This is a genomic window from Catenibacterium sp. co_0103 (assembly GCF_004168205.1).
GTDB classification, from domain to species: domain Bacteria; phylum Bacillota_I; class Bacilli_A; order Erysipelotrichales; family Coprobacillaceae; genus Catenibacterium; species Catenibacterium mitsuoka_A.
Window position 1 is genome coordinate 1 of sequence record NZ_RCYB01000047.1, and the last position, 16497, is coordinate 16497.

Here is a 16497-nt window from a genome sequence, read left to right on the forward strand (position 1 = left end):
ATTTTTTCTAAATTATTCAAACTTGTTTTTAAGTTTGTCTTTTTTTATACGTTTTGATTGATTTTTGTTTCACACTTCCTCCTTGATTAACTGTTCTATGAATGAGATGACACGTTCTACATTCTTTCCATCCTGATATTTAAAAAACTTAGTCTTAAATCGTTTAATATCATAACGTTCATTAGAATGTATTGCATCTCCTAATTCATCTTCATTATAACATAATGGACCAGGCATTTCCTTCTTATAGTCTACAAAACATCCTAAATGATGCATATATTCCTTTAAATCAGGCACATAGAAATACATTGGCTTATTTAGAATAGAATAATCAAAGATAATAGAAGAAAAATCAGAAATAAGCGCATCACTCACAATAAATAAATCATAAGTATTCTCATGACTCATATTAAGTATACGTTCATCTTCTTCAATCGGGATATTATGCATAAGTGGATGATATTTATAAAGTAGAACTGTATCTTCATCCAGCAAAGACATAAGCTTCTTTGAATCAAAATCAACTGCTTTAAATCCTTTATAAATATTTCCTCTAAATGTAGGTGCATAAAGTAATATCTTCTTATTTTTTAATTTTGGATACTTGAGATAGAAGTTCTTTTTTGCTTCTTCTTTATATGTTTCATCAAATAAATGATCGACACGTGGCATACCTGTTACAAGTACGTTGTTTTTGTCTACAGAGAAAGCAAGAGAATAAGGTTCTACCCAATAATCACTATTCGCAATAACATAGTCATAGTTATTAATAGGATATTGTCTTTTAATCGCATTTCCAAACTTCTTAATAGCTCCTGTGGCATGCCATACTTCAATGACCTTAACACCTTGTCTCTTATAACGAGAGACAACATAGTTATTGTCATTAATGAGTACGATATGGGATGTATTAATCACAATAATCTGTTTAATGCAGTTAAGGAGATATAAGAAATCATTCCATACTGATTTTTTATCATAATGAATGAGTACTTTCTTAATAGAATAATGAGATGTATCAAGATGATTATAGATATCTAAGAAGTCATCTCTTAAAACATTGTCTTCTAATGAAACAAATGCAATTTGATTCTTTTTAATAGGAATAAGTGATACAAAGATGTTCACGAATGAAAGAATGATGTTTAATACGATTTTCTTAAGCCCCATGCTGTTCACCTAGTAGTATATCAATGACACGTTTGCTGGCATGTCCGTCTTCATGATTATTAAAACGTTCATTGAAGCCTTTTAAACGGTCATAATCAAAATCATGTATATGAATCTTCTCAAGTAGTGTATCTTCATTTTCTACCACATCTCCTGGAAGATCCTTATAAATATCTAAATAGAAACCTCTTAATTCATCACGATAGTTTTCTAAATCATACATATAGAAATAGATTGGTCTTTTTAATATTGCATAATCAAAGAAGACACTTGAATAGTCAGTCACTAAGACATCCGCAATTAAGTATAAGTCTGCAATATCTTCTTGAGGATCTACATAATAAACGAAGTCTTTCACTTCATCTAAGTTAAAATCATTCACAATCAAATAATGAGGTTTAAATACAACAATATATTCATCCCCTAATACTTCCTGCCATTTCTTGAAGTTAACTTCTAGTTTAAATGTATAGCCCTTCATATTAAATGAGTTATCTCGCCATGTAGGTGCATAGAGTAAGATCTTTTTATCGTGAGGAAGATGCATTCTATTTTTAATAGTTTCTACATCTTCTTTTGTATAGTTAGATAATATATCATTTCTTGGGTAGCCTGTTTCAATCAATCTTTCCTTATTAATTCTAAAAGATGTTTGGAAGACTTCTGTAGTGAAGGCACTCGGAGAAATCATATAGTTGTATTTTGAGACATCATTATCATAAGTGGCACGCATTTCTTCTACAGACATACCAGAGCGATAGAATGTAGTTCCTTCTGGCACTTCAATATCATGAGCAAGCTTCTTTAAAGGTGTACCATGCCAAGTTTGTAAATAAATTTGGTTATCCTTCTTTAATACATATTTAGGAAGCTTACAGTTAGAAATCCAATACTTGCTTCTTGCAAGATAGAAGAAATAAGGAATACTGAAGTATTCTATGATCTTAGCATTAGGAATAGTGAGATTCTTTTCTTTATGATGCTTGATTGCATAGATACAGCGATAAGAGGCATATTCTTGATGTTCTGTTATATATTGATGGAGTGCTTTAGGGTTGTCTGTATAGCCACGTCCATGGAATGAAATGAATAATATTGTATGATCATCACACGGTATAAAGCGATAAACGAGACGATATAATAAACGAATCAGTTTACCTAATATTTTCTTAATTAGTTTCATGATGAAGTTCTCCTTTATTAGGGTCTATTATAGTGAGAATGACTGTTCTAGTCAATCAAACCAATAAAAAGAAAAAGCTTCCTGTAAAGGAAAGCTAATTCTTTTCAAATACTGTTTCAACAACTCTCTGTGAAGAATGACCATCTTCCCAACCACAGAACTTGTCATAGAATGTTACATAGCGCTCTGCATATTTTTCAGTGATTTCATCCATATGCTTAATTGTATCAATAACTTCATCTGTAGTGAATACAAGTGGGCCTGGAAGTTCTTCTTCCATATTAATATAGAAGCCTCTTAATACATCACGATATTTATCTAAGTCATATGTATAGAATAACATTGGACGTTTGAGGTTCGCAAAGTCAAAGAAAACACTTGAATAGTCAGTAATAAGAATATCACTCATCAAATAGATTTCAGTAATATCATCATACTTACTTAAATTAAACGCAAAACCATCTAAACCAGTTAAATCAAGTACATCCGCAATATAATAATGTGTTCTTAGGATAATGACATATTCATCACCTAGTTCTTTTCTCATTTGCTCAAGATTTAATTTTAACTGGAACTTATAGGCACCATTACCATAATATTCATCATCTCTCCATGTAGGGGCATAGAGAATGACTTTCTTATCTAGTGGAATACCAACCTTTTTCTTTAATTCTTTCGCAATTTCTTCTTTATGAGGATCAGATAGTAAGTCATTTCTAGGATAACCTGTATCTAACATCGTATCTCCTTCATCCTTATACATAAAGCAACTCTTGAATATTTCACTAGAAAATGCATTAGGTGCAATGAGATAGTCCCATTCCTGTTTCTGACGATAGAACTGTGCTTTATATGTAGGAGAAGCTGCAGTCACTTCTTCCTGGTCAAAGGCTAGACGTTTAAGTGGTGTGCCATGCCATGTTTCTAGGAAGACCTGTCCTTCTCTTTTACGATACCATAATGGCTGTCTTGTATTAAATACGAAGTATTTACATACAGCAAGATAGTAAGCATATTTACGTGTCATACGTTTAACAACTGTTCCACCATATGGGAGTTTTGTCTTCGTGTCATTAAGTACCCAGACAAATTCATATTGTCCAGGGAAGTTCTTAGCCAAATATTCATAAATATATTTTGGTGAATCTGCATAACTTGCCCCACGGAATGTTTCAAACATAATAAGATTTTTCTGAATAGGTTCATTCTTATATTTATGTCTATATAAGTACTTATTCATTTCATTCTTATTCTTAAAGATCTTCTTGGCTTTAACACCAGCTAAGTGAGCTGCAATGATTTTTTGTGCTTTCTTTAAGTCGTGATTCATACATGCTTTAGAAAGACTACGACGATAAAGTGATTTCTTTAATAGTTCTGGTTCTATGTGAGTTAGAACTTTAGCCATTGTATCAAAACGTGTTGTTCTCCATTTATCATCTTCACTTCTTCTGACTTTCTTAGCAAAGAAACTAGTAAAGTAGTTAGCCATCTTCGCATTAATATAATAATGAATAGATGGATAATCCTTAGAAATCTCTAAGCAATAGTTATGCGCTTCAATAAATTCATCAAAGCGACCATCAGGATCCTTAATCTGGGATAAAGCAGGACGACTGATTGGGTCATTATGTTTACGTTTGACTAGAATAGCATCTTCTACAAAAGAAACATCGTTTGTATATTTCAATAGTCCAACTACAAATGGTGCATCTGTATACCAGAAGAATTCTTCTTTAAAAGAAATATGATTGTCTTCAATAAGTGAACGTTTAATAAGAAGGTTTAAGCATGATACATTTCTTAATGCATGTCTTGTACGAATAAGAAGATCAATCTTGAACTGTTCTGGTTCATTGTCATAAACATGTTCTTCTTGTTTTCTTTCCACTTTTTCAAGACGATCATGATCCTTGTCTTTTAAGTTTCTTTCAATATTTGTTTCATCGCTCATTGTTTCAAAAACCTGTTTTTTAAACCATGAAACCATTCTTTTACCAGCAACAACTTGATTATTAGATTTTTGTGCTTCTTCTATTAAAGCATTTAGACAGTTAGGCAATACATAGTCATCACTATCTAAGAAATAAACATAATCTCCCTTAGCAAGATTAAGACCCATATTTCTCTTTTTACCTACTGTTGCTTCACCAGACTCAATAAGAGTAATAGGTAAATCATATTTGTGGATCTTATCCTTTACATCTTCAATAGCATCTACTACTAGAAGCACTTCATAATCAGTCAAATTCTGATCCTTGATACTTTCTAAGCAGTCATATAAATAATGTATATAACGATTAAATGGTATGATAATTGATAATTTCATAACTTTACTTCCTTTCTCTATTTAAAAGGGCAGGTTCCCCTGCCCTTTGTTTATCTTGTCTTAATAGCAGCAAAGAGCTTATCACCTAGTGTACGATGAGAATTTGGAATCACACGCTTTGCGAATTTCTCATCACGTACTTTCCTTTTCTCTTTTGCGGATAAATGATTGTAGTACTCTACATAGTCAGCATAATGATCACATACTTCATCAATATCACCATATTCACGAAGCATACCGCCTTCAATCCACATAGCACTATCACAAAATGATCTTACCTGTCTTAAGTTATGTGAAATAAAGATAATTGTTTTACCCTGTTCTTTTAATTCAGTCATCTTATTCAGACACTTTTCAGCAAAACCTTTATCACCGACACTTAATGCTTCATCGACAATCATAATATCTGGATCAAGACAAAGGTTAATTGAGAAACCAAGTCTCGATTTCATACCTGATGAATATTTCTTTACAGGCTGGTAAAGGAAGTCACCAATTTCTGCGAAATTAATAACACCTTCTTTAATCTCTTCAATACGCTTTTTAGAAAGGCCTAATAAAGCACCCTTTAATTCAATATTCTCCAGTCCTGTCAACTGTGCATTTAATCCAGTATTAATAGCAATCAAAGCCTGTGTCCCATTTACAATGATTTCGCCTTCATCAGGATCACAGATTCCTGCAAGAATAATGGACATAGTTGATTTACCAGAACCATTTGTTCCTAGAATACCTACAACTTGTCCTTTCTTGATTTCAAAGTTTAAATCCTTGAGGGCATAAAACTTGACATCGCTTTTTTTCTCTTTAGATCTTAGTTCATATATTTTAGAAGCATGACGTGCTTCAATTGCGATATTTGAATCCATAATGCCTCCTAAATAAAGTCTACAAACTTAGATTTGAATTTATACATAATACAGCTTCCAAATATAAATAAGAAAACCGTAATAGCCCAGAAACAGAAAGCAGAATATTTATAATACATAATTCCACGATGATAGAAGAAACAGTCACGATAGCCCTGAACAATATAATAAATAGGGTTAGTTAACATGATTCTCTGTAGAATAGATGGAAGGTTCTTTACATTCCATAGGATTGGAGTCATGTATAATAATAAACGCATAATAGCAAGCACTAACTTTCTTGTATCACGTGCAAGCATATTGAGAACAGATGTTGTCATTGATAAAGAAATAGAGAAGACAACACCGCAGAAACAATAATAAATAAGTCCTATCCAATGTAATGATGGATAATAACCAGCAAAACAGAATAATATTGTCAATATACACATCAAGCAGAAGTGGTCAAATAGTTTAGATAATACTACTGTTGCTGGAAGGACACTGACTGGGAATTTCATTTTAGTAATAATATTTATTTTAGAGAAGATAGCATTACATCCTGCAGTAATACATGGAGAAATAAAGAACCATACAACCATACCTCCAAGCATCCACCAGATATATTCAATACCATCTACTGACTTACGATTTAATACTAATCCAAATACAAACCAATATGTTAATACCTGAATAATTGGATTCGCAAAGTTCCAGAATAAACCTAACTTTGAATCACGCATGTCAGCTAGTACTTCATATTTCGAAATAGAATAAATACGAAATAAGTTCTCGCTGTTTTCTTTGATTACATATTTTACAGCCTCTAACACGTTGGATCCTCCTTAATAATCTATCTTAATATTTATACAGCATTATACTTCAAAAAGCAATATTAGCCTTTTTTATTATACTTTATTTATACGTAAAAAAAAAGGAGGGATATCCCCTCCTAGATGAATTATTTAGTCATCCAGCTTTCATCATGTGGATCAACTTTCCATGCTTTTAGCTTTTCTAATGCTTCTTCTTTAATGTAGTTATGTTCTACAGCAACAGGAAGAAGAGCATCATAGTTAGATAAAGTTACGAAATGACAATCCTTATCTGCGAAGTTCTTGATAGAATCCTTTAAGCCATAAGTGAAGATAGCAACTAGTCCTAATACTTCACATCCAGCTTCTCTTAATGCATCTACTACTTCTAAAGAAGATCCACCAGTAGAAATTAAGTCTTCTACTACTACAACCTTCATACCTTCTCTTACAGCACCTTCAATACGGTTCTGACGTCCATGAGACTTATTTGAACCACGTACATATCCCATTGGTTTATTTAAGATATCAGCCACTAATGCAGCATGTGCAATACCAGCAGTTGAAGTACCCATTAATACTTCACAATCAGGATAGTTTTCCTGTACTAATTCAGCTAAACCTTTTTCGATATCGTTTCTTACTTCTGGATAAGATAAAGTTAATCTATTATCACAATAGATTGGTGATTTAATACCTGAAGCCCAAGTAAATGGTTCATCAGGGCTTAAGAATACAGCCTTGATACTTAATAAATCTTTCGCAATTAATTCTTCTCTACTCATTATTATTCTCCTTGAAATTGATTAAATACTTCTTTATAAGCAGCTACTGGATCAGCTGCCTTAGTAATTGTACGACCTACTACAATATAGCTAGAAGTCATATCTTTAGCCATGGCTGGTGTAGTCACACGCTTCTGGTCATCCTTTGCATCACTTGCAAGTCTGATACCTGGAGTCACTGTTAAGAAGTCTTCTCCTACTGCATCATGAATACCTTTAGATTCTAATGGTGAGCATACAACACCATCAAGTCCTGCTTCTTTCGCATTCTTAGCCCATCTGATCGCGACATCCTGAATAGGTTCATGAATACCTAATTCATCATCTAGTACTTCCTGGCTTAAAGAAGTAAGACATGTAACTGCAATACATAAAGGACGATCCTTGCCCTTTTCTTCTTCTAGACCTTCAATTGCAGCCTGCATCATAGCCTTAGAGCCTGAAGCATGAACATTAACGATATCAACATCAAGACGTGCTAAGTTCTTCATAGCCATCTTTACTGTATGAGGAATATCATGTAATTTCAAGTCTAAGAAGATTGAATGTCCTCTTTCTTTGATAGCCTGAATGATTGCAGGTCCTTCTCCATAGAAGAGTTCCATACCTACCTTCACAAAGAGCGGTTCATCAAATTTATCTAGGAATTCAAGAACATCAGCTTTGTTTTTGAAATCGAGTGCAATAATTACTCTGCTTTTAGTCATAAACTACCCTCCAATTTTTTTATTCTCTATGAAGTATATCATAAAACATATAACCCTGGGAGATTTTTAAAAATATTATTATAAAAACTTAGCGGATGTTTTGGTGAATATATTGTAATAACCATATAAAAATGATATAAATTAAAAATGAAAGAATTTTATAAGGAGTGAATATTTTGAACAAATCTAAATCGATTGTTAAGCAGGCTTCTATCCTTGCACTCGCTGGTATACTTGTTCGTATTATCGGTGTCTTATATAGAAGTCCATTAACCGCTTTAATTGGTGATGAAGGAAATGGGTATTACTCTACAGCATATAACATCTATGCGATGGTATTACTTATTTCTTCTTACAGTATTCCTACAGCTATTTCTAAGCTAATCAGTGAGAAACTCGCTCTTCGTCAGTATAATAATGCCCGTAAGATTTTTAAATGTGCACTGATCTATATTGTTGTCGTAGGTGGATCTGCCGCCTTGCTTACATTTATCTTAGCGCCTTGGATTGTAACTGAGAATGCGGTATTCGCATTAAGAATTTTATGTCCTACTATTTTCTTATCTGGTTTAGTAGGTGTATTAAGAGGTTATTTCCAAGCTTATTCTACAACTGTTTATACATCAGTCTCACAAATTATTGAACAAATGTTGAATGCTGTTGTTTCTGTTGGTGCTGCTTACTTATTTATTCAGCCATATGCTAATAATCATACTTTACTAGCAAGTCGTGGTGCCGGAGGAAGTGCCTTGGGTACTGGATTTGGTGTTCTTGTCGCTCTTATCTATATGGTATGTGTATACCTTAGAAAAGGTAGACATATGATTGATGAAACAGATGCAGATCCTCGTGTACAATCAGGCAAAGCCATCTTCCGTTCTATTTTAAACATAGTCACACCAATCATCATTTCTACATGTATCTATAACCTAGTTTCTACTATCGATATGTTTATCTTCTATGGTATTATGCAGGCACGTGGTGTAGTCCTGATTGATGTTGTTAAACTCTATGGTGTTTATGCAGGTAAATTTGTTGTGTTGATGAATGTTCCTGTTGCCCTCGCAAGTGCCATGAGTACAGCTACTATTCCAGCTATTTCTAGTTCATATGCATTAAAAGATTTAAAAGAAGTACGTGCAAATATTAAAAATAGTACTTTTATTACTATGCTTATTTTAATTCCTGCTGCTGTGGGGATGGGGGTACTTGCTTATCCTGTAATGGGATTAATCTTCCCACAGCCTAAGACATTAAAGATTGCATCTACCGCATTGACTCTAGGTGCTCCTGCAATTGTCCTTTATGGTTTATCTACTTTATCTAATGGTATCTTACAGGCAATTGGGGCAGTTAAAGTCCCTTTAAGAAACGCAGCTAAAGCTTTAGTTGTCCATGTTGTCATTTTAGTATTAATGCTTGTATTAGTACCATCACAATTCCTAGATGTAGGTATTTATTTACTTGTTATTGGAACTATGCTTTATGCTTTACAGATGTGTGTAAGTAACCAATATGCACTTAATAAATTAGTAGGTTATCATGTTAATTTTAAGACAGCTGTCTTATTACCATTAGTTGCTTCTATTTTAATGGGTGCATGTGCCTATGGTTCATATTATCTACTTTTCAAGGTGTTCCACCGTGTCTTTATTCCACTTATTCTTGCAATAATAGTAGGTGTAGTTGTTTACTTCTTCAGTATTCTATTTATCTTCAAGGATCATTTAGAAATGTTGAGTGGTGTGCCTTATGTAGATAAGATTATTCGTAAACTATTTAAAAACAAAGCTTAAAAAAATCCAGACACCTTTGTCTGGATTTTTCTTACGCCTTCTTTTTATCGATTAAATCACATACATCTTTCATTGTATGAATAGACATTAATTCCTCATCAGAGAATTCAATTCCTAATTCTTCTTCTAAGTCCATAATTAAATCTACAACATCAAGAGAATCAATACCTAAATCTCTTAGGTTAGAATCTAATGTAAGTTCCTGGCCTTTTAATTTACTGCTTAAAGCTTCTTTGATTTTATCGAAATAATTCATGTTGTTCACCTCACAACACTAATTATAACGCAATTTTCCCCACAATTACAATATACTTGTCACATAATCAAAAAATGCATTAATAGCTGCTTCTTGTCGGCGATAATAAGTAGCACGGGAATAATATGTCTTCCACCAATGTTTATGTTCATAGAAATAGTCTTCTAGTATAATATGATAATACTCATCACCAATAATAGATTGAGATTTTTCTATAAATATAATTCGTTTAGTGAGTTCCTGTTTTAATTGTATTCTATGAAGTAAATAGTCTTCTTTAGAAGATGATGAAGTTTGATAGTAATCTTCATAGTTAATTGAAGGATATAAGTTAGCCTGGTTTAATGAGTTAAGTATATTTTTATCTTTCTCATATTGTTTAAGTAATAATCTAATGATTCTGATTTTTTCTTTCTTGTTCATAAAAAAAAAACACCTCCTATAGGTATATACCTTATATGAAGTGTTTTTTCTCATTAAATGATAAAAGATTGTTTAATATCTTCAATATCTTCTTCAGACATACCGATATGGTATAAATAAGCTTTGGCACTGCCATAGTGTTCTCTTAGATAATCTAAGAAGATCATCATATAACGTGGTGAAGATGTAAGGAAGTTTTCTGTATCTTCATCCATCATTTCTTTAAGTGCTTCTATGATTTCATGGTTATTGGCATAAGATTCACTATAGTCCTTAACGATATCATGATCGTAACATCCTACAAGTTCTAGTAATAATGCCGCAATAATACCTGTACGGTCTTTACCAGCACTACAATGGAATAAAACACCTTCATATAAATGATCCTTAAAGACATCAAAGACAGATTTGATCTGCTTCTGATGTGCTTCTAACATATAAATATAAACACCGCCAAGATCTTTATATTCTTTTACTTCACTTGGTACAACCTTAACGACTGCATCATCCATTAAATTGATTTCAATGTTTTCTACATCACGATAGTCTTTAAATGGTGATGGCTGTGCTTCTTTTTCAAAATCAGAACGTAAATCAATAGTCACACGTACACCATAATCATAAAGCTTTTCTAGATCTCCTTCAGTCACATTAGCGGGTGAAGATGCACGGATATAATGATGGCTTTTTGTATAATATCCTTCCTGTGTTTCATATCCACCTAGATCTCTTGTATTTGTCATCTTATCTAGAGCGATTAAACGCTCTTCACTTGTCATATATTGCATATTTACTCCTCAAAAGGTCTTACTCTTAATGTAACACCTATTTCATCTGTAATTTTCTGACATGCTTCAATCTTTTCTTCACCAATAATATCAACAACAGTTAATACAACATTTGGTACATAAGCCTTACATTTCTTTGCGAAATCAAGCATATCATCAAAAGAAGAAATACCAAACTTAGAACGTGTCAATTCTAGGAATTCTTCTTTTGTAGGGGCATTTAATGAGATAGAGACTGTATCAAAACGTCCTTTGTATTCTGGAGTGACATCTCTATCATAAATATCATTAGCTAAACCATTCGTATTAATACGAATCTTCATATCCTTCTTAACAGAACGGATATAATCAATGACTTCTTTGATATCATTCCATCTTTCCATTGGTTCACCAAATCCACAAAAGACAATTTCTTTAAAATCATTGAGATTGTATTTCTTAAACTCTTCAATAATCATTTCTTTAGAAGGTTCTTCTTTTAACCATAAAGAGTTATTTTCCATCATCTCTTTAGTTTGTCTTAAACAGAATGTACATGCACATGGACAACGATTTGTTGTATTCACATAGCATGTAACTCCTTTAGTAGAGTCTAAATGTGAAAGATCAATATAAGTATTTTTATAAAGTGTATATAAAATAGTCATGTTAGAAATCTCCTAATTCACTTAAATATTGTTCAAAGCATAAGCCATAATAAGTTGGTGTGCCTATTTCTTCACTATAGGCGATACATTGAGATGAGAATTCAGTTGCTTTTTTGACACATTCATAAAAAGAATGATTATTTAAATAGCCTCCCGCAATAACACTTGATACAACATCCCCTGTTCCACTACGATCTGGTCCAATACGATCCACAATAATACTTGACGTTTTACCATGATCATAAATGAAATTCATGATATGTGAGGCATCTATTGGTATTCCTGTTACTACAATCATCTGTGGTCCTTTTAATGAAAGTTCATGGCACATTTGACCTAGTTCTTCTTTAGAGGGAATGACTTCAGGATAGTTACGATCAAGTAGTGTTACTAGTTCTGTTAGGTTAGGTGTGAGAATATCTGCATAATGAACAAGGTTCTTCATACTCTCTGCCATTTCTTTACTATATGTCGCATATAAATGTCCATGGTCTCCCATCACTGGATCTACTAATACAAATGTTTCTTTACGTTTAAAGGATTGAATGAAATCAATAACAATTTCCACCTGCTCCTTTGAACCTAGAAAACCAGTCGCAATACCATCAAATTCTAGTTTCAAATCCTTATATGTCTGAATATATTCAGGCATATGTTTAGTATAATCATCAAAGTGATATACAGGAAACTGCGTATGGGTTGATAATATAGCTGTAGGTACTGGTACAGCCTGAATACGCATAGTTGATATAATTGGTGCCATAACCGCAATAGAACATCTTCCAAAGCCTGTTATGTCATTAATTAAAGCCATTCTTTTTTGTCTCATAGTCTTACCTCGTACAAGTATTTTATCATATCGACACTTTTTTTCAATAAAGATATAATAGAGATGAGGTGAAGGAAATGGATTTTAATGAAAATAAGTTAATAAATCAAACATATGAGAATGATTGGCTGATAGAAGAAACATATCGACAAAGTGATTTCCATCAATGTCATTTCAACAATATTACAACACAGGATATTGTGTTTGAGAATTGTTACTTTTATCAGACAGTGTTTAATCAATGTGATTTATCGAATATCAAATTTGATAATTGTATGTTTAGACAGGTGCAGTTTAATAATTGCAAATTATTAGGAAGTGATTTTTCTGAATCAAACTTTGATCAGGTAATCTTCAATAATTGTTTATGTCATTTTGCAAACTTCTCTTTTATGAGAAATAAAGAGACCCTATTTAATCAATGTGATTTGAGTCAGGCTATATTTCAAGATACTACAATGAATAAGACAAAATATGAGGAATGCAGAATGATTCAAACATCGTTTCTTCATGCACCACTTAAAAACATTGATTTATCAACATGTCTTATAGAAGCAATTGAAGCAACTCCTCAGGATGTAAGTGGTGCAATCATTGATGAAATGCAAGCATCTACTTTTATTCACTTACTAAACATCAAAATAAAAGAGGCATTATGAAATGCCTCATCGAGTGAAATTCATATTCTCAAGGTAATTGTTTCCTGCTGTCATATCATACTGGACAAGCTTATAGTCATTATATAATTCTTTTTGTGATGATGAGAGATCACCATATTTGATCAATTCTCCATTATCATTAATCATAGCTGCATCAGATTCTTCTTTAGAACCTGCTGCAGCTTTTGTAGTTATAACAGGTAATTCATCTAGAACCTTTTCTAATAATGCACTATAAGGTGTTGTTTTAGTTAAGGTTTGTTTTTGTACAAGGGACATGAAATCAGTAGGTGCTACAAGATCATATTGTTTATAAATTCTTCTACCAAGATGTCTTCTTGCATATTTATTAGAATAGATAAAATAATCTGTCTGATGAAGAATATTATTATTGTTTGTATCCCAATAAATGCCAGGTAAATGATCGCCATAGAAGACAAATGTAATAGGCTTATTAATACTATCTATTTTTTCAATAAAGTTCTTCACTGCTTCATCTGTATAATGAAGCCCCATCACATATTCTTCTACCATTCCTCTAACATAATCATTAGTGACTGCATTACCACTTGCTGCATATTTTTCTTTACCGTTATAGTAATTGTTGTCATATGGTAAATGGTTCTGCATAGTGACAAGGTTAATGAATTTACTACCTTGAGCATCTAAAATTTCATCTACTGTATTTGCATAAGCTGTTTCATCTGATAAATAAGCACTGCGATCAATAGAAGATTGATGCTTGATTGGATACTTAGACCCTAAATACATAAACTTATTAAAGCCAAAATTTTGATAAACTGTTTGACGACTATAATAAACACCAATATATGGATGAATCGCAACTGCCTGATTAAATAGACGAGAAAAAGCATAGGCTTGATTTTGTGTTGTGACAAGCTGCGTATAAGGTGTTAAAGCAGCAGAGAAGAACCCTTGGTTTAAACCAGTTAAAGCCATATATTCCATATTCGCTGTTCCTCCTCCATAACCTGTACTATACATGAGTCCTGAAGTTGTTGTTTTCATTAAACTTCTAATATAAGGAATAGGATCATTTGCAAGAGTAAGTTCAGGAATACGATATGGATCCGCAAAACTTTCAGATAAGCCCATGATTACAATCTGATCATCCCAGTCATTTCTTCTTCTCCTATTAATTCTTGCAGATTCTTGTGCATATTTCTTATAGATTTGTGTCATTATTTCTTTACTATAGTTTTCTGGCTCATCCATAACAGAAACATCAATATTATTGAGGAACTGTAAGAGAGGCCCATTGAGCTTCGCACCAAATAACTGATTATAGAAATAAGGCTGATCTCCTAGATCACGCATTAATGCATTAACATAAGAGCCATCATGATTAAAAAGAAGTGTACCACTAAAGAATATAGAGGTTACAAGTACCCAGATGATACTCTTTTTAAGAGTCATATGAATAGCATGAGGATGCTTCTTTTCTAAATAAATAATCAAAACAATGACTAAAACGACTAATACAATACTCGCAATAATGATATTTTTACCCATCATTCCAAGTAAACTCTTCCAGGCTTTAATCATTGCAAGGTCTCCTGGAATAATTGGTTCTTCACGATAAATAACCTTTAAGCGATTGGCTACAGTAATTACAATCTGAGCAAAACCAGTAATCAAGACAGATACCCAATAATGTCTTGTAATAGCCATAAGGAAACGCGCTACTAAGACAAGCATAAGTGTATTAAGCAAGACAAAGAATTGTCTTGCGAAGAGTGTATAACAGAAAATATTGTATGTTTCTATCGGATTGACTTCAATATTATAACTTGTATTCATTGCGATAAATGATGCAAAAGAAAGAATGTAAGCACATAGCAGCATAATGATATTGATTCTATGATTCTTTAAATACTGCTTAATCAATTGAGTTTCTTTAGTGAACCATTCATTACTTAATTCAAAGTCACTAAAATGTACTTCTATCGATTTAACTATTCTTTTAACATGTGGAATTTGTTTAATAAGGAGCGTGACTAAGAAGATGACAAAGACAATGAGTAAAGCTTCTAATTCGCTTTGTCTAAACAGTTTATTAAATGATGTTCCTACAAGATCTTCATTCCAGGATACAATGTTTTCTAATCGTCCTGCTCCAATTAAGACAAGAGAAGCAATAGGAATATAGCGTATAAAAGACCATTTATTAAAGAATGGAACATTTCTTAAAAGACGAATAAAATAAATAGCAATCATTACTTCGAAGAATGAAGTAGATGTAGTAAAGCGTAATGCAGTGGACATATCTCCATGTACAATCTTAGAACACAATGGCATCATAGTGACACATAGCACATTTATTAAACAAAGGAGAATTAAAGAAATGATTGAAAAACGTTTTTCTTCTGATGCTTCGATTACACCTAGATAAAATAATATAAATGTGAACGAGATACTATATCCATCACTTAATCCTAGTGAGTCAATACCACTTAATGTTGGTAAGAGAAGAAGTGCTAAAAGAATCCATTTTAAATAGCTATAATTCACCTTCTTCATAAATGGATAACAAATCAAAGAGAGAATAACACCGGTGATTACAGGTGATACATTTCTAATTATTGGTAAGAAGATTGAATAGATTGCATTCGTATCTATTTTTTTGGTAAGCAAAAAACAAACGATTGCAGATATGAATCCTACAACAACTGTATAAAGCCATAGTTTAAGTGCTTCTGCAAGACTATTTTCTTTTTTAGAATAAATATATCCTAAGGATATAATAACAAGGTCTAGCCCTATAAGTGTGATGATATGCTGAACCTGGATGGTACTCATCAAAGTACCTACTTTACTTATATTGATATGTTTTGCATGGGATGTCCAAAAGAGCTGATCAAGAAGGATCAGTAGAGTCCCTATTATTAAAGATAGATGCGCTGTATGTGTCTTTTTCAAATTATTTACTCCTCTTTTTATCTAACGCTAAATATTATATCATCTTAACAAAAAAATAACATTATACAATGTAATAAAAATGCATGAAAAAAAGGGACATAATTGCCCCGACTTCCATAATGTCTTAGAAAAAATCATCAACATCGGGAATATTTCTAATCTTCCTGCAAGCATATCAAAGCTAAGTACAAGCTTAGATAAATATCCATATATAATAGACATTTGTTTACAAACAATCAATGAAAATAGGGTAGACAGGAAATAATATCAATACTGAGATTAATTATTATTTCTGTGCCTCCCGTTGCACCGTACGTACGGG

At 32.4% G+C, this 16497-nt stretch carries 15 protein-coding genes; 2 read left to right on the forward strand and 13 right to left on the reverse strand.

Annotated elements, in window-relative coordinates; genetic code table 11:
- Positions 1–69: 69 nt before the first annotated feature.
- The 7 genes from EAI80_RS08420 to pyrF all read right to left on the reverse strand — a co-directional run bounded on the left by EAI80_RS08420 (position 70) and on the right by pyrF (position 7837).
- Positions 70–1170: a CDP-glycerol glycerophosphotransferase family protein gene (locus tag EAI80_RS08420; protein WP_129981678.1), complete on the reverse strand. Its 1101-nt coding sequence runs from the start codon at positions 1168–1170 to the stop codon at positions 70–72.
- Positions 1160–2353, reverse strand: coding sequence for a CDP-glycerol glycerophosphotransferase family protein (locus tag EAI80_RS08425; RefSeq protein ID WP_129981679.1), 1194 nt, complete (start codon positions 2351–2353; stop codon positions 1160–1162). The genes EAI80_RS08420 and EAI80_RS08425 overlap by 11 nt, the downstream gene beginning before the upstream one ends.
- Positions 2354–2447: 94 nt before the next feature.
- Positions 2448–4682 (reverse strand): CDP-glycerol:glycerophosphate glycerophosphotransferase, encoded by a 2235-nt coding sequence (locus EAI80_RS08430; RefSeq protein WP_129981680.1) that lies wholly within the window; start codon positions 4680–4682, stop codon positions 2448–2450.
- A 50-nt stretch (positions 4683–4732) separates the two neighbouring features.
- Entirely contained in the window at positions 4733–5551 is an 819-nt protein-coding gene (locus EAI80_RS08435; protein WP_022424226.1) for an ATP-binding cassette domain-containing protein, read from the reverse strand.
- Between the two features lie 8 nt (positions 5552–5559).
- Positions 5560–6363: an ABC transporter permease gene (locus EAI80_RS08440; protein ID WP_129981681.1), complete on the reverse strand. Its 804-nt coding sequence runs from the start codon at positions 6361–6363 to the stop codon at positions 5560–5562.
- A 128-nt stretch (positions 6364–6491) separates the two neighbouring features.
- On the reverse strand, positions 6492–7130 hold the full coding sequence (pyrE, locus tag EAI80_RS08445) for an orotate phosphoribosyltransferase (RefSeq protein ID WP_022424224.1): 639 nt from the start codon (positions 7128–7130) through the stop codon (positions 6492–6494).
- 2 nt (positions 7131–7132) lie between these two features.
- Complete coding sequence (pyrF, locus tag EAI80_RS08450) at positions 7133–7837, reverse strand: orotidine-5'-phosphate decarboxylase (protein WP_055234752.1); 705 nt, start codon at positions 7835–7837, stop codon at positions 7133–7135.
- A gap of 167 nt (positions 7838–8004) precedes the next feature.
- On the opposite strand from pyrF, the gene EAI80_RS08455 reads away from it, so the two are divergent.
- A complete protein-coding gene (locus EAI80_RS08455) occupies positions 8005–9633 on the forward strand; it encodes a polysaccharide biosynthesis protein (RefSeq protein WP_193760861.1) in 1629 nt (542 codons plus the stop codon).
- Positions 9634–9664: 31 nt separating this feature from the next.
- Here EAI80_RS08455 and EAI80_RS08460 read toward each other — a convergent pair whose 3' ends face one another.
- From EAI80_RS08460 to EAI80_RS08480, 5 genes are read right to left on the reverse strand one after another with little or no spacing between them, the layout of a single operon-like run.
- A complete protein-coding gene (locus tag EAI80_RS08460; RefSeq protein WP_022424221.1) occupies positions 9665–9889 on the reverse strand; it encodes an acyl carrier protein in 225 nt (74 codons plus the stop codon).
- A gap of 45 nt (positions 9890–9934) precedes the next feature.
- Entirely contained in the window at positions 9935–10312 is a 378-nt protein-coding gene (locus EAI80_RS08465; protein ID WP_022424220.1) for an MG284/MPN403 family protein, read from the reverse strand.
- Positions 10313–10365: 53 nt separating this feature from the next.
- Positions 10366–11100: a tyrosine-protein phosphatase gene (locus tag EAI80_RS08470; RefSeq protein WP_129981683.1), complete on the reverse strand. Its 735-nt coding sequence runs from the start codon at positions 11098–11100 to the stop codon at positions 10366–10368.
- 2 nt (positions 11101–11102) lie between these two features.
- Positions 11103–11747: a TatD family nuclease-associated radical SAM protein gene (locus EAI80_RS08475; RefSeq protein WP_129981684.1), complete on the reverse strand. Its 645-nt coding sequence runs from the start codon at positions 11745–11747 to the stop codon at positions 11103–11105.
- Position 11748: 1 nt separating this feature from the next.
- On the reverse strand, positions 11749–12576 hold the full coding sequence (locus EAI80_RS08480; protein ID WP_129981685.1) for a pyridoxamine kinase: 828 nt from the start codon (positions 12574–12576) through the stop codon (positions 11749–11751).
- Between the two features lie 77 nt (positions 12577–12653).
- Between EAI80_RS08480 and EAI80_RS08485 the strand changes: the two genes are divergently transcribed.
- Positions 12654–13235: a pentapeptide repeat-containing protein gene (locus EAI80_RS08485; RefSeq protein WP_129981686.1), complete on the forward strand. Its 582-nt coding sequence runs from the start codon at positions 12654–12656 to the stop codon at positions 13233–13235.
- 6 nt (positions 13236–13241) lie between these two features.
- Here the strand turns inward: EAI80_RS08485 and EAI80_RS08490 are convergent, their stop codons facing one another.
- Positions 13242–16175, reverse strand: a complete 2934-nt coding sequence (locus EAI80_RS08490; RefSeq protein WP_129981687.1) for an LTA synthase family protein — start codon at positions 16173–16175, stop codon at positions 13242–13244.
- Between the last annotated feature and the right edge of the window lie 322 nt (positions 16176–16497).

Coding starts and splice junctions, on each gene's coding strand:
- EAI80_RS08420 (WP_129981678.1), bottom strand. CDS start 1,170: ATGGGGCTTAAGAAAATCGTATTAAACATCATTCTTTCATTCGTGAAC.
- EAI80_RS08425 (WP_129981679.1), bottom strand. CDS start 2,353: ATGAAACTAATTAAGAAAATATTAGGTAAACTGATTCGTTTATTATAT.
- EAI80_RS08430 (WP_129981680.1), bottom strand. CDS start 4,682: ATGAAATTATCAATTATCATACCATTTAATCGTTATATACATTATTTA.
- EAI80_RS08435 (WP_022424226.1), bottom strand. CDS start 5,551: ATGGATTCAAATATCGCAATTGAAGCACGTCATGCTTCTAAAATATAT.
- pyrE (WP_022424224.1), bottom strand. CDS start 7,130: ATGAGTAGAGAAGAATTAATTGCGAAAGATTTATTAAGTATCAAGGCT.
- pyrF (WP_055234752.1), bottom strand. CDS start 7,837: ATGACTAAAAGCAGAGTAATTATTGCACTCGATTTCAAAAACAAAGCT.
- EAI80_RS08460 (WP_022424221.1), bottom strand. CDS start 9,889: ATGAATTATTTCGATAAAATCAAAGAAGCTTTAAGCAGTAAATTAAAA.
- EAI80_RS08465 (WP_022424220.1), bottom strand. CDS start 10,312: ATGAACAAGAAAGAAAAAATCAGAATCATTAGATTATTACTTAAACAA.
- EAI80_RS08470 (WP_129981683.1), bottom strand. CDS start 11,100: ATGCAATATATGACAAGTGAAGAGCGTTTAATCGCTCTAGATAAGATG.
- EAI80_RS08475 (WP_129981684.1), bottom strand. CDS start 11,747: ATGACTATTTTATATACACTTTATAAAAATACTTATATTGATCTTTCA.
- EAI80_RS08480 (WP_129981685.1), bottom strand. CDS start 12,576: ATGAGACAAAAAAGAATGGCTTTAATTAATGACATAACAGGCTTTGGA.
- EAI80_RS08485 (WP_129981686.1), top strand. CDS start 12,654: ATGGATTTTAATGAAAATAAGTTAATAAATCAAACATATGAGAATGAT.